General features: G+C 40.5%; 14 protein-coding genes and 1 tRNA gene. 14 read left to right on the top strand and 1 reads right to left on the bottom strand.

Translation table 11 applies throughout. From position 1 onward, the window contains the following. Positions 1 to 331 precede the first annotated feature (331 nt). The 4 genes from B4U84_RS24580 (at position 332) to B4U84_RS24570 (ending at position 4,233) form a co-directional block, all read left to right on the top strand. Complete coding sequence (locus tag B4U84_RS24580; protein ID WP_017312160.1) at positions 332 to 562, top strand: hypothetical protein; 231 nt, start codon at positions 332 to 334, stop codon at positions 560 to 562. 109 nt (positions 563 to 671) lie between these two features. Further along, positions 672 to 3,707: a phosphoenolpyruvate carboxylase gene (gene ppc / locus B4U84_RS24575; RefSeq protein WP_017312161.1), complete on the top strand. Its 3,036-nt coding sequence runs from the start codon at positions 672 to 674 to the stop codon at positions 3,705 to 3,707. After that, complete coding sequence (locus tag B4U84_RS30835) at positions 3,707 to 3,844, top strand: hypothetical protein (protein WP_165490341.1); 138 nt, start codon at positions 3,707 to 3,709, stop codon at positions 3,842 to 3,844. The genes ppc and B4U84_RS30835 overlap by 1 nt, the downstream gene beginning before the upstream one ends. Before the next feature lie 137 nt (positions 3,845 to 3,981). Next, positions 3,982 to 4,233 carry a hypothetical protein gene (locus tag B4U84_RS24570; RefSeq protein ID WP_017312162.1) on the top strand — a complete coding sequence of 84 codons (252 nt, stop codon included), beginning with the start codon at positions 3,982 to 3,984 and terminating at the stop codon, positions 4,231 to 4,233. Positions 4,234 to 4,385: 152 nt separating this feature from the next. On the opposite strand, the gene B4U84_RS24565 is transcribed toward B4U84_RS24570, so the two are convergent. Further along, the gene (locus B4U84_RS24565) at positions 4,386 to 4,769 is read right to left on the bottom strand and encodes a hypothetical protein (protein ID WP_017312163.1); all 384 of its coding nucleotides are present in this window, start codon (positions 4,767 to 4,769) and stop codon (positions 4,386 to 4,388) included. A gap of 326 nt (positions 4,770 to 5,095) precedes the next feature. On the opposite strand from B4U84_RS24565, the gene B4U84_RS24560 reads away from it, so the two are divergent. The 10 genes from B4U84_RS24560 to B4U84_RS24515 all read left to right on the top strand — a co-directional run bounded on the left by B4U84_RS24560 (position 5,096) and on the right by B4U84_RS24515 (position 13,690). Next, positions 5,096 to 5,401: a small RNA NsiR4-regulated ssr1528 family protein gene (locus B4U84_RS24560; RefSeq protein WP_017312164.1), complete on the top strand. Its 306-nt coding sequence runs from the start codon at positions 5,096 to 5,098 to the stop codon at positions 5,399 to 5,401. A gap of 72 nt (positions 5,402 to 5,473) precedes the next feature. Continuing rightward, positions 5,474 to 5,546, top strand: a tRNA-Arg gene (locus B4U84_RS24555). 72 nt (positions 5,547 to 5,618) lie between these two features. Next, positions 5,619 to 6,266: a group I intron-associated PD-(D/E)XK endonuclease gene (locus B4U84_RS24550; protein ID WP_131121052.1), complete on the top strand. Its 648-nt coding sequence runs from the start codon at positions 5,619 to 5,621 to the stop codon at positions 6,264 to 6,266. A gap of 107 nt (positions 6,267 to 6,373) precedes the next feature. Further along, positions 6,374 to 7,234, top strand: coding sequence for a thermonuclease family protein (locus B4U84_RS24545; RefSeq protein ID WP_242677692.1), 861 nt, complete (start codon positions 6,374 to 6,376; stop codon positions 7,232 to 7,234). Positions 7,235 to 7,507: 273 nt separating this feature from the next. Then, positions 7,508 to 8,167 (top strand): chorismate lyase, encoded by a 660-nt coding sequence (locus B4U84_RS24540; RefSeq protein WP_017312167.1) that lies wholly within the window; start codon positions 7,508 to 7,510, stop codon positions 8,165 to 8,167. Then, complete coding sequence (locus B4U84_RS24535) at positions 8,157 to 8,432, top strand: hypothetical protein (RefSeq protein ID WP_131120849.1); 276 nt, start codon at positions 8,157 to 8,159, stop codon at positions 8,430 to 8,432. Before B4U84_RS24540 ends, B4U84_RS24535 begins: the two co-directional genes overlap by 11 nt. Positions 8,433 to 8,863: 431 nt before the next feature. Continuing rightward, positions 8,864 to 10,591: a DUF3352 domain-containing protein gene (locus tag B4U84_RS24530; protein ID WP_017312169.1), complete on the top strand. Its 1,728-nt coding sequence runs from the start codon at positions 8,864 to 8,866 to the stop codon at positions 10,589 to 10,591. 195 nt (positions 10,592 to 10,786) lie between these two features. Further along, entirely contained in the window at positions 10,787 to 11,854 is a 1,068-nt protein-coding gene (gene ccsB, locus B4U84_RS24525) for a c-type cytochrome biogenesis protein CcsB (protein ID WP_131120848.1), read from the top strand. A 96-nt stretch (positions 11,855 to 11,950) separates the two neighbouring features. After that, positions 11,951 to 13,207, top strand: a complete 1,257-nt coding sequence (locus B4U84_RS24520; RefSeq protein WP_131120847.1) for a competence/damage-inducible protein A — start codon at positions 11,951 to 11,953, stop codon at positions 13,205 to 13,207. Positions 13,208 to 13,504: 297 nt separating this feature from the next. Continuing rightward, the gene (locus B4U84_RS24515) at positions 13,505 to 13,690 is read left to right on the top strand and encodes a DUF4278 domain-containing protein (protein WP_017312172.1); all 186 of its coding nucleotides are present in this window, start codon (positions 13,505 to 13,507) and stop codon (positions 13,688 to 13,690) included. Positions 13,691 to 14,052 lie beyond the last annotated feature (362 nt).

Here is a 14,052-nt window from a genome sequence, read left to right as displayed (position 1 = left end):
ATTGGGGAATGGGAATCGGGGAATGGGAATCGGGGATTGGGGAATGGGAATCGGGGATTCGTGAAAAAACTTGTTAGCTAATTCCTCCTTGTCTCCCTTGTCCTCCTTGTCTCCCTTGTCCCCTTTCCCCTTTCCCCGATCCCCGATCCCCTATTCCCTAATCACTTGTAAACTAGAAGCATAGAATTATCCACCAAAAAGTTTTAACACTTTTGTTAACTTGATTAATTTGCAAAATGGCTAAAGATTAATGATTTTAAGATCGTCAATTCAGAGCTTTGTTTAAATTTGCTACTTGATATTAATTTCCTCCAGAACACGAGAATTACCTATGCAAGCTACTAATTCACAATCTTCAGCCAATTCAGGACTTAATTTGGGTTTATTCACCATTCCCCAATCTTTGCTTTTGCAAATGGGTACAGCATCAGTCATGATGTTGCTAATAGCAGAGAAAGCCACTTCAGAAACATTACAAGCTCTTGGAGAAGCAAGTGAAGAATTATTTCGTGGCGATCGCCTTCCTATCCTTGACTTTCCAGAACCAAATTCCGAAAATTAGCGTTAAATATTATACTAGTTTTTCTCAAAATTATTGTGGCAAATTCCATGACGGTCAAGAGCAAAACCTGAAATCATAAAAAATAATTGGCTTTACTAGAACACAACATATGAGTTCTCTTTTATACTTTTTCGCCCAGGAAGTTAATATCTACCCCGCCTCCGATTTATTTTTGCGCCATCGGCTACAAATAGTAGAAGAATTATGGGAGTCCGTACTCCGGCAAGAATGCGGCCAAAAAATGGTAGATCTTTTGCATCAATTACGTGATTTGTGTTCACCAGAAGGACAAGCAACTCTTGACCAAGCCTCCTCTGTATTCAAATTAATTGAGCAGTTAAATATCAACGAAGCTATCCGGGCGGCTCGTGCTTTTGCATTGTACTTCCAGCTGATCAATATCATAGAGCAGGACTACGAACAACGGCAGCAAATGACTCGCTATGAAGCGGGAAGTGAACCAGGAACTCAGGAAATACCAAACCCAATTCCCTCTGCAAATTCTGAAGCTTCAGAAAGCTGTCTCAACAATGGATTGGGGACACAATTGTTCAGCAAGAGTTTGCAAGCTAATCCAAATCGGAAAAGTAAAGACACTTTCGCTACTCTATTTCCCCAGTTATACCAGCTAAACGTACCACCACAACAAATTCAACGCATAATTGCCCAATTGGATGTGCAATTAGTGTTCACCGCCCACCCCACGGAAATTGTTCGTCATACCATCCGCGATAAACAGCGACGAGTGGTCAATTTGCTGCAACAACTTGATCTAGCAGAAAAACGTGTGGGAAACCCTGATTATGCTTGGGAAGTCGCGGAACTGCGGGAACAGTTAATCCAAGAAATTCGCCTCTGGTGGCGTACTGATGAATTACACCAGTTTAAACCTTCTGTACTTGATGAAGTAGATTATGCCCTGCACTACTTCCAAGAAGTCTTATTTGATGCGATTCCCCAACTTTACAAACGCTTCAAATATACTTTGGCTAATACTTTTCCCTGGCTAGAACCACCAAGTAAGAACTTTTGCAAGTTTGGTTCTTGGGTGGGTGCAGATAGAGATGGAAACCCGTCAGTTACTCCCGAAATCACCTGGCAGACTGCTTGTTATCAGCGCACAATTGTTTTGGAAAGATATATTCAGTCAGTCAAACGACTGATTAATTTATTGAGTGTATCGCTCCATTGGAGTGACGTCTTGCCAGACTTGCTGGAATCATTAGAAATAGACCAATCCCAGTTAAGTGAAGTTTACGACGAATTAGCACTGCGTTATCGTCAAGAACCCTATCGCTTGAAAATGTCCTATTTGCTGAAGCGACTGGAAAATACACGCGATCGCAACGTAGCTTTATACACGAGAGAGACACCCAAAACCGAAGTTCCTATTTATCGTTCTGGAGAAGAATTTTTAGCTGAACTACGTCTGATTGAACGTAACTTAGCAGAAACAGGACTCAACTGTCAGGAACTAGAAAACCTGATTTGCCAAGTAGAAATTTTTGGTTTTAACTTGACTTGTTTGGATATCCGACAAGAATCAACACGTCATTCGGATGCTTTAAATGAGATTCTAGAATACTTTGGAATTTTAAAGTCTTCTTACAACGAACTCACAGAGGAAGAGAAAGTAACTTGGTTAGTCGGAGAATTGCAAACTCGCCGTCCACTGATTCCCGCAGAACTACCATTTTCACCAAAAACCAACGATATTATCGAAACTTTGCGGATAGTGCGATCGCTGCAACGTGAGTTTGGTAATAATATCTGCAAAACCTACATCATTAGTATGTGTCGCCAAGTCAGCGACGTCCTAGAAGTCTTGCTATTCGCCAAAGAAGCAGGACTTTACGATCCTGGAACAGCAGTAGGTACGATTCAAGTAGTTCCTCTATTTGAAACTGTAGAAGACTTGCAACGCTCCCGCAGTGTCATGCAACAGCTATTTGAACTACCTTTATATCGTGCCTTATTAGCCGGAGGTTACGCCGAAATTCAAAAGGATAGGGAAAATGTCTCCTCATCTCCCCTGACTCTCAACCTCCAAGAAGTCATGCTGGGGTATTCTGACAGCAACAAAGACTCTGGCTTTTTAAGTAGCAACTGGGAGATTCACAAAGCCCAGAAATCACTACAGCAAATAGCTGAGAATAATGGCATAAATTTGCGGATTTTTCACGGGCGCGGCGGTTCTGTCGGACGTGGAGGTGGCCCAGCATACGAAGCTATATTAGCACAACCTGGTCATAGTATCAATGGACGCATCAAAATTACTGAGCAAGGGGAAGTATTAGCCTCTAAATATTCCTTGCGGGATTTAGCGCTGTACCATTTGGAAACAGTTACTACTGCTGTCATTCAAGCCAGCTTGCTGAAAACAGGGTTTGATGATATTGAACCCTGGAATGAAATCATGGAAGAATTAGCAGTGCGATCGCGCAGTCATTATCGTTCACTGATTTACGAACAACCAGATTTTATCGACTTCTTCCACCAAGTTACACCCATAGAAGAAATTAGTCTCCTCCAAATTAGCTCTCGTCCAGCCCGTCGTCCTTCCGGTAAAAAAGACTTAAGTAGCCTGCGGGCGATTCCTTGGGTCTTTAGTTGGACGCAAACACGGTTCTTGCTCCCTTCGTGGTACGGTGTTGGTACAGCTTTGCAAGAGTTTTTAAACGAAGAACCAGAAGAGAACTTGCAATTATTACGCTATTTCTATATGAAATGGCCCTTCTTCAAGATGGTGATTTCCAAAGCAGAAATGACTTTGGCAAAAGTAGATTTGCAAATGGCGCAACGTTATGTCGAAGAGTTATCTGATCCAGAAGATAAGCCCCGTTTTGAGAAATTATTTGAACAAATAGCTAGCGAATACTATCTCACACGGGAATTAGTCCTAAAAATCACTGAACACCAACGACTTTTAGATGGCGATCCTGTCTTACAGCGATCAGTACAGTTACGCAATGGTACGATTGTACCCTTGGGATTCATTCAGGTTTCCCTCCTCAAGCGCCTACGCCAATCTAAGAATATAGCCACATCTGGAGTGATTCACTCACGATACAGTAAAGGCGAATTGCTACGCGGCGCACTGTTGACAATTAACGGTATTGCTGCTGGTATGAGAAATACTGGTTGATGTATCAGGATTTTGAGAAACTATATTGGGTACTTGTATTCTTCGATTCTCGGTTAACTTTGAGTGCGATCGCAACTCCACTGGGAGCGTTCCAAATGAGCAAAAACCCGCCTGCGATTGAAATCGCAGCCTCATAGCAAAAGTCTACTGGAAGTAGACTGATAATTAATCTACTTCCAGTAGACTTAGCTTATGAGCCGCGAGTTTACTTGCAGGTTTGCGGGTTTATGGGTTTGCGAATAACTCAATTGCTTAGTCTGATAATATTTAAAGAATGGCTAAAAACCGAATTCTAATTTGTACCTTTTTTGCTTTACTATCTGGCTTTTTGAGTGGTTATATTGGAGGCCAAATCAGCTTAAGTGTTCATAGCCAAAAATGTCAAAATCAAGCTTGGGGTTTAAAGCAGGCTTGTAGTGCTTGGGTAACACCAGGAGCAATTTGGCAAGGTAGTACTACAGGATTATGGACTGGCACAATTTTGGGGGCGTTTGTTGGTGGTTTAGTGACACGCCCCCAAAGATGATAAGTTGGGGAGCAAAGAGCAGGGAGCGGGGAGCAGGGAAATTAAAGAGAAAAATAGTTACTCCCTTGTCCCCCTTCCCCCCTCTCCCTTGTCCCCCTTGTCCCCCTTCCCTCGTCTCCCTTCTCTCCCTTCTCTCCCTTCTCTCCCTTTTCTTATCCTTCTGCTTCCTGTCTCCTGGTTTTTGGTTTTAAGTTAGTCCAAGCATTGATGCTGGTGTCAAAGCAGCGCCACGATCCGTCTTTGTTTTCTTGATAACAAAACAAGCAGCGATCGCTAGCATTGAAGTTGTCTGTTAAATAATATACCATGCCTCGAAAAGGGTAGGTTTTCCGACTCAATCGCTTGGCTACGGCTTGATTAGGACATTCCACCATAAACACGGGTTGTCCATCAAGATGAGCCAAAGAAAAGATGCACATCCGCAAAATTGCTCTTAGCCAGCTTTCTGAGTTTTCAAAATAATCATCAATAATTTTATTGGTCAGAGCTTTTTCTAGGGTACGGTCTTTTTTTTGAGGAGTATGAGGTTCAGACATTGCACCACCTATGACCAAAACAATTGTGAATTTAGGTATTCGGAATTTAGAACTTAAAATTAACTTCCAAAATTCCGAATAGTCAATTTTAAATTAGATTGACTACACCGTTGGTTAGAGATTAAACCAAAAATTTTATATATACAAGCGTATACGAAAATATACGGCAATACCCTGGATATTATGATCTAGTTTTTGTTGCTTCTTCTGCATCAAATCTGCTTGGGAACAGTCTTTTCCAAAAATTAGGAGTCTGGAAAAAGTCTCTACTACTGAGTGTCCTTATACTTGGTAAAATCCAAGTGTAACGATAAAGTGATATAGTCATGACTACCGGAAGCAACGAAGTTCAGCCAACGACTAAGGGTGCTGATGCTATTGATGAGGCGATCGCCCAAGGAATTGATTTTGACGGTACTCCCATTCCACCTGCCAAGCTGGAACTTTATCATCAAGTCATGGGATTAGAGGCAAATAGACAGCGTAGTGGTGTTAGTAATACCATGCGATCGCGCATAGTCCGGATCGGTGCCAAACATATCCCCCAAGATGAACTCGACCAAAAGCTAGTAGACGCTGGCTTTGCACCTCTTAAGGAAAAAGAAATCGCCTTTTTTTACGGTGGCAAATAAAATTAGCTTGCATTATGAGAACAAGACATATATAATAAGCACGCAGGCTTTATCTAAAGCCTTTTTTTATGTGGGCGCGTAGCTCAGTGGATAGAGCCACGGATTTCTAATCCGTTGGTCGCAGGTTCAAATCCTGCCGCGCTCGTTTTAAGTGAAAACAAATCATCAAAACTTAACCTATGGTAGATTAATTTCTAACATAAAAGCTATATGTAAAATGCATCATACAAAAGACAAGGGAGATATGGCAGCTGCTAAAGCAATAGCAGATTTGGTTGATAAAGGTTATTCTGTTTTTACTCCAGTTGTATGTGAGCATTTACCGTTTGATTTAATCGCTTATAAAGATGGGCAATCCTATAGAATTCAAGCCAAATATAATAGTCAAGGTGCAGTTAAAAATAAAACCAGTTGGACTGATAAAAACGGTTGTCATGAGAAAAAATACAAAACTGAAGACTTTGATTTTTATGCCCTTTATTTGCCAGAAATAAATCAAGTAATTTATCCATCCATTAAGTTTGGTGGTTGTAAAATCAGGACAACACCCCCCAAATCACCCAGCCCGTTTTACTGGTGGGAAGACTTTATAGATTTTACAGAAGACGCACCGAAACGAACTTATAAAGAATTCGGAGTTGATTTAACAACTAGAAAAGTTAACCCAGACTCAAGAATTCACATCAGAAAAGTAGAAAGACCATCAAAAGAAGAACTGCAAAAATTAGTATGGGAAAAACCAACAACACAAATAGCCAAAGACTTCGGTGTATCTGACAAGGCGGTGGAAAAATGGTGTAAAGTTTATGGAGTTGAAAAACCACCCAGAGGTTATTGGGTTAAGAAAATTTACGATAAAATATAAAAAATTATTAAATAATTTACCAAGCGGCAAACTCCAAGTTAGTGTAGCGAAATTGACTCTCAGACATACTTATAATTTCTAACCTAACAGGAGTTTCAAATATGCCAATGACCCTGATTAAGGGCAACTATAGAGTTGTGAAAGCTTCTCCTGACGGTGATTCTGTCCGGTTTTATCCTAATAACCCCGAAAACTGGAAGAAATTACCTACACGAATCCAAACTAACCATTCTGGCGGCGCACAGTTACGTCTCGATAGTATTGATGCTCTGGAAACACATTTTCAAACTAGGGTAGGTAGTTTGGGTACGCAGCATCAACCACTAGAATATGCTCATGCTGCTGCAAGTGAGTTGTTAAAATTTTTAGGATTTAAAAATATTACCCGTAATTCCAGAGAAGTCGTTACTGAAGCACAACCAGAACAAGTTCCTGGTTTTATTCTCACCCGCTTTGCAGATGCTTATGGTAGAAGTGTAGCTTTTGCCTTTAAAGGAGAATCAGAAGCTGAGGACGGGACTAGTGTTTTCTTCGATAAATCTTTAGTGAAAAAAAGCGCTAATTATCATCTAATCTCAAAAGGGCTAGTTTACCCAACTTTTTATTCCAAATTATATCCAGATATCCGCAAACAATTAACTATTGCAGCAGAAAAATCTCGTCAAGAACAGAAAGGTTTGTGGCAAGTAGATAAAACTAATGCAGGTTTTGTTTTAGAAACATTAGAAACAATTACTGACAAGGTTGTAATCCTACCTAAATTGTTTAGACGATTGCTTAGTTATCTTGGCATTAATGATGGCAGTGTATCTTTAGTAGGTTTTTCCAACTACCTTAAATCTGTAGATGACAAACTGATTATTATTACCGAAGGTCATGTGACAGGATTTGATTATGTGGTTGAAGTTGATGGTCAAAATCTAAAGTTAAATTACCAGCCTGAAGATTTGGTATTTGTTGAAAAATAATTACTCATCCTCAACTGCTTACACTGTAAACTCTTTGTGTCTAGGTGTCTTAGTAGTTCAATAATTGAGTTTTACCACCAAGGCACAAAGTCACCAAATATCTTCAAGGCAGTTCGCCATCAGTCAAATAACCATTAACTAATAACAAATGTAGAGACGTACCATGGTATGTCTCTCCAACAAATAATCACTAATTCTTTATTTCCCTAAATCCTCTTGGGCAATAAGGTTTTTTGTGCTTACATATAAAGAGGTGAAGTTTTGTAAAGAACATTGACTGCTACTTTTACACCGACAAACAACTTAACATTGCCAGCAGGGTGGCACCGTCTCACTCCAATATGGCAAGGTGGGGAGGAAATTATTCAACAAGGTTTGCCACATGCTCAACTAGCACCAGCTTGGCAATTGCTACTTTTAGGTGACGGCTCCCCAACTAGACACTTACAATTGCTCACAGGTGAACCAACGGAAGTGGATGTCATTGATATGTCCTTGGTTGGCATGGATTTGGACAACGCTCCTGATTTAATCAAAGCTGTACCAGGGCCAAGACTGCGACGCCAAGTATGGCTACGTACTGCTTCTGGGCAAAGGCTAGCCTATGCTACTTCATGGTGGGAAGCCTCTCATGTAGATGAATACTTACAAAATCGTTCACTACCTATTTGGGCGAGTTTAGCTCGTCTTCGCACAGAATTGTATCGAGATATCCAAGGAATATATCATGGTTACTCAGATGCATTACAGTCTGGTTTTAATGAGGAAGGGCCATTTTGGGGACGTCATTACTTGTTTTGGCATCATGGACAGCCGTTAACTTTAATTTATGAAGTATTCTCGCCTTATTTAACAAAGTACTTAGGATCAACCGAGTTATTGCCAAAAGACAAAGAACAGAAGACAAAAAAGTTGTTAGTTAATGAACACTGACATTTTGGCAGAGCAAATTGAATACTATCGTCAACGTGCCTCAGAATACGATGAGTGGTTTTTGCGTCAGGGACGCTACGATCGCGGTGAGAAACATCGTCAGCAATGGTTTTCTAATGATGGGCGAACTTATCGTGTTGTAAAGATTTTCCATGAACCACTTCAATTAGAGAAATCTTTGCAAAATTTAGGTTGGTCTGGTAGTGTAAATTACACTGCAAACTACTTTCTTTACAGTTTGGTTTATCCAGCGATCGCAGCCTAAAAAATTCTCAATCAATTGGCATAAGTAAAACTCATTAGTTGGGGTAGTCATTTGTCATTTGTAGACGCGAGGAACATCACGTCTGTACTTTTTAGCATATTCCCCGATTTACAGTGTGGTGCTTCTGCCCGAATGAGCTAAACCAAATTCTTATACAGCAATCCGAAATCATTTATGAGAGCCAAGCTCCCCGACTTCCCATGAGAAATCGGGGAGTTGGGATTTCGTATTTTCTTATCACTCAACTAGGATTGCTATAGTTCATACAGCAATGGCAATTTTGGAAAAAAATGGTAACTTATTACCGAAGTATATTGCACTGTCTGATATTAAGAAATAATGTAATTAACATTTTTATAGGTCAGGAAACCTTTTGGCTTACCTTGCCAACAAGCAAGTAGAGAGTTCCCTATAATGAGGTATTTGTTTCAATGGCGCTGCCCGTCGTATCTGTTTCGATGAAGAAAAAAAAACCATCTCTGGTACTCACACTCTCGTCTGCTGGGATATTAATTGGTGGAGGTGTTGCGGCGTATTGGTTGTTAACCCAGGGACAATCATGGTCTAGAAATTTACCCGTAGGTGCAAATATTATTCCCCAAGATGCTCTGTTTACAGTTTCCCTGACTACCAATAGCACTCAATGGCAGAAACTAAGAGAGTTTGGCACAAAAGAAACTCAAACCGAATTAGATAAAAATTTAGTACAGTTGCGCGATCGCTTTCTGACTAATAATGGTTACGACTTTCAAAACGATATCAGTCCTTGGGTTGGCGAACAAGTCACAATTGCAATTCTTAATCCAGAAACTACTAAACCCACATCTAAACCTGTAGCCAGCGATAGTAATACTAGCACTAATCAAAAGTCTACGGTTGTAGTGCTACCAATTAAAAATCCCGAACAGGCAAAGAAGATTCTAGCACAACCAAGAAATCCAAAAGCAGATAAATGGATTCATCGTACCTATGAAGGAATTGCCATCAACGAAACTAACTTACCATCGGGAGAAAGTTTATCAGCAGCAGTAATAGACCAGCGCTTCTTGGTGATCACTGATAATCCTAAAAATACAGAACGTGCGATTCAAGCATATAAAAATAAAACCTCCCTTGCTACCAGCCGGGGATTTACGGATAATTTTCCTAAAATTGCTACTTCTCAAGCCTTTGCTCAGTTCTATGTAAATATACCTTCATCGGCGAAAATAGCTGCTGCGTCTGGTAATCGTCATTTGCCTGCTCAAGTTTTAGCACAGTTACAAAATAACCAAGGTCTAGCTGGAAGCATTTCTTTAGAGTCACAAGGAATACGTATTAAAGGCATTTCCTGGCTTAATCCCAATAGTCAACGCACACTCAGAGTAGAAAACAAAGCCGGAAAGATGCCAAACCTCGTACCACCAGAAACATTGATGATGCTTTCTGGCGGTAACTTACAGCAATTGTGGACAGACTACGCTTCTACATCACAAGGAAATCCTCTTTCACCAATTCCGCCAGAACAGCTCAAAGCAGGTGTAAAATCTTTGACTAATCTTGATTTTGAGCAAGATTTATTGAGTTGGATGGGTGATGAATTTTCAGTTTCAGTCATTCCCAACCATCCCAAGGACACTTTATCAGATAATTTCCGGGCCTCTTTAGTATTCATAGTACAAGCAAGCGATCGCACCCGCGCGGAAACATCTTTGACAAAACTTGATGAAGTGATGAAGACTCAATATCAATTTCAGATTCAACAGACAACAGTAGCAGGTAAACCCGTTGTCAACTGGATTGGACCTTTGGGAACCTTAACCGCTAGCCACGGTTGGCTAGACGGAGATGTTGCTTTCCTAGCACTTGGCGCTCCTGTTAGCGATAAGATTATTCCCAAACTCAACAATAGCCTAGCTAACACTCCATTATTCCAACAAACAGTACCTTCAGAACCCAATCCTACCAATGGTCAGTTTTTCCTAGATGTAGAACGCGCAACTCAAAACTTTCCCCTACCGACTTTACTACCAAATCAAAAAATATTCTTAAATGCAACACGCTCAATCGGTATCACATCCGCTATTGATGATAGTCGTAGTAATCGTTACGACATTTTTCTCGCACTAAAAAAAGCTGGAAATTTAGGTTCTTCATCTAGTCAGGAAAGTCGGAGATAGGGATTGGGGATTAGGAAAATGACGAATGACGAATGACCGAGAATCAATGCGGCTTGCGCCGCGTTGTGCGTTTTAATAAAGCCCCTTCGGGGCGGGAACAGGCAAGAGGGAACATAACCACTAATTACGCCGAAACAGCTAGGATCAATACTGTGAGAATCCATACCTCTAAGAATTAACAGGGGAAAACATTTTATGAATTTGCTGCAACTTCAAAGTTGGCTAGATAATACTTCCTTTGCTATCTTGTTTGCTACGATGCTGATTTATTGGAGTGGGGCGGCTTTTCCCAATTTGCCGTACTTACCAGCATTAGGAACAGCAGGAATGGCGATCGCGAATTTATGTATTGCGACAATGTTAGGGGCGCGATGGCTAGAGGCTGGTTATTTTCCTCTGAGCAATTTGTATGAATCTTTGTTTTTCTTGGCTTGGGGAATCACTACTATCCATCTGATAGCAGAAAATAACAGTCGCAGTCGTTTGGTAGGAGTTGCTACCGCTCCCGTCGCCATGGGTATTACCGCTTTTGCTACCCTCACACTACCATCCGAAATGCAAGTAGCAGAACCTTTAGTACCTGCATTGAAATCAAATTGGTTGATGATGCACGTTAGCGTCATGATGTTGAGTTATTCTGCTTTAATGGTTGGTTCACTTTTGGCGATCGCTTTTCTTGTTGTCACTCGTGGTCAAGATATCCAACTTCAAGGTAGTTCAGTCGGTACTGGTGGCTATCGCAGCAAGGATTACCGCTTACAAAAAGCAGGTGAATTAGTTTCTCCATCACAAGTAATTATTGCAGAGAATAATGGTAATGGTGTTGCCCGTTATGAATCTAACAACAATGGTAAAACTGCCGTATTAGATAGTGTATTAGTACCGACAATCCAAAATCCAAAATCTGATCTTCAAAATTCTCAACCCCTTTCTCCCCAACGCCTTAGCCTTGCTGAAACTCTAGATAATATTAGCTATCGAATCATTGGACTTGGATTTCCTCTCTTAACAATTGGTATTATTGCTGGCGCAGTTTGGGCGAACGAAGCTTGGGGTTCTTACTGGAGCTGGGACCCAAAAGAAACTTGGGCGCTAATTACCTGGTTAGTATTTGCAGCATACCTCCACGCCCGCATCACTCGTGGTTGGCAAGGACGTCGCCCAGCTATTCTAGCTGCTAGTGGTTTTGTCGTTGTCTGGATTTGTTACTTGGGTGTAAATTTGTTGGGTAAGGGTTTACACTCTTACGGCTGGTTCTTTTAGTAATCTGCTTACCCCACCCCTTTTTGTCAACAAAAAGGGGTATTAACAATAAATAGTCTATTCTCTCTATTCTCTTGAGCCTACCTGCTAATTTTTATGAGTGCAGAAATTATTTGTGTTGGTACTGAAATGCTGTTAGGAAATATCCTTAACAGCAATGCTCAATATTTAGCAATTGAATTAGCAAAATTAGGGATTCCTCACTACTATCAAACAGTTGTCGGGGATAATTCTCAAAGGCTCAAGGATGTTATTCAAATAGCTAGTCAAAGAGCAGAGATATTAATTTTTACAGGCGGTCTTGGCCCCACACCAGATGATTTAACCTGTGAGACTATTGCTGATTTTTTTGGAACTCCCTTGGTAGAACGCTCGGAGATTATCGAAGATATTACTCGCAAATACACTCAACGCGGTCGGCAAATGTCGCCCAGCAATCGTAAGCAAGCTTTAATACCCAAAGGTGCAGAAATATTACCTAATTCTACGGGTACAGCACCGGGTATCATCTGGCAACCTCAACCAGGATTAACGATTTTTACTTTCCCTGGGGTACCGAGTGAAATGCAACAGATGTGGGAAGAAACCGCAGTACCCTATTTACGAAAGCTTGGTTGGGGTCAGGAAATTATTTATAGTCGAATGTTGAAGTTTTGGGGAATTCCTGAATCTGCTTTAGCTGAAAAAGTTGCTGTTTATCTCAATTTGACCAATCCCACAGTAGCGCCTTATGCTAGCAAAGGAGAAGTCAAGTTACGAGTATCAGCAAAAGCTACTTCTGAAAGTGAAGCACGGGAATTGATTGCACCTATACACAAGCAACTTCAAGATATTGCAGGGCTGGATTATTACGGTACTGATGATGATACGCTGGCTTCAGTAGTTGGTGAGTTATTGCGTAATCGGAAAGAAACTCTCTCAGTGGCAGAATCCTGCACTGGCGGCGGATTAGGGCAGATGCTGACAGAAATTTCGGGAAGTTCTCATTATTTTTGGGGCGGGGTAATTTCTTACGATAACTCTGTTAAAGTTAATTTTTTAGGTGTCAATGGCGCAGATTTAGAAAAATTTGGCGCAGTCAGTGGTATTGTTGCAGAACAAATGGCATTAAGAGTGCGATCGCGTTTTGGAACTAGTTGGGGACTAAGTATTACTGGTATTGCTGGCCCGACTGGTGGAACTGAAACTAAGCCAGTTGGTTTGGTTTACATAGGTTTGGCAAAACCAAACGGCGAAGTAGAAAGTTTTGAATATCGTTGGGGTGCAAAGCGGGGTCGAGCTTTAATTCGTCACCTCAGCGCTTGTAGTGCTTTAGATCAACTACGAAGGAAGTTGCTGACCACTAACCAATAACCAATAACCAATAACCAATAACCAATAACCAATGACTAATGATTATTGTACAGACGCGAGGAACATCGCGTCTAATAACCAATGATACCATTTCACAAAAAACCTGATACAAATACAGACCCTGTACCAGACGCGATATATCGCGTCTGGTACAAAATTTATATGTATCGTGATTAATATGAATTGGTATGACCTATTAATTTACATAAATTAATAGTTTTTTTTCGTAAAAGCCTCAGAAGAGCTTGATTAGTTATATAGTAACCAATCAAGAATTCGTTAATTAAAGAGGCAAAAATGCATCTATCTTATCGTGGCGTTCGTTATCAATCTCATGATACTCAAGTACCTACTTTAGATAATACAAAAAAAGGTTCTTATCGAGGAGCGTCTTACAACATTAATCAGGTTAAAAGTACTACGAATCAGCAATGTTTGCAACTTAAGTATCGTGGTATTAATTATAAAAATTGTCTAGCTTAATTACAGCTTTTCTAAAAATAACATTTAAGTTTAGATTACAGTTCAAACCTGATATATATTTTCATTGTAGAGATGCGATTAACATTGCATCTCTTAGCTTTTTTTAGTAAAAATTATTTTTTTGAAGCATAGCATCCCAAAATATTTTTACCCCACCCTAATACCATTTCACGTTAATCGCGATACATATAAATTTTGTTCCAGACGCGATATATCGCGTCTCTACACCGCCTGTATTTGTATCAGGGTTTTAGTGAAATGGTATCACCAGGGGATTGAGGGGAGTTCATTCGACTTTTGCAAGAGGTCTATTTTTGTGTGCGCCGAAATGATTTTTGTGTGCGCCGAATTTTTTTTTGTGT

The organism is Westiellopsis prolifica IICB1 (assembly GCF_004323185.1).
Taxonomy (GTDB): Bacteria; Cyanobacteriota; Cyanobacteriia; order Cyanobacteriales; family Nostocaceae; genus Pelatocladus; species Pelatocladus prolificus_A.
The sequence above is the reverse complement of the archived record's forward strand: the minus strand, read 5'-3'. Positions and strand labels throughout refer to the sequence as shown.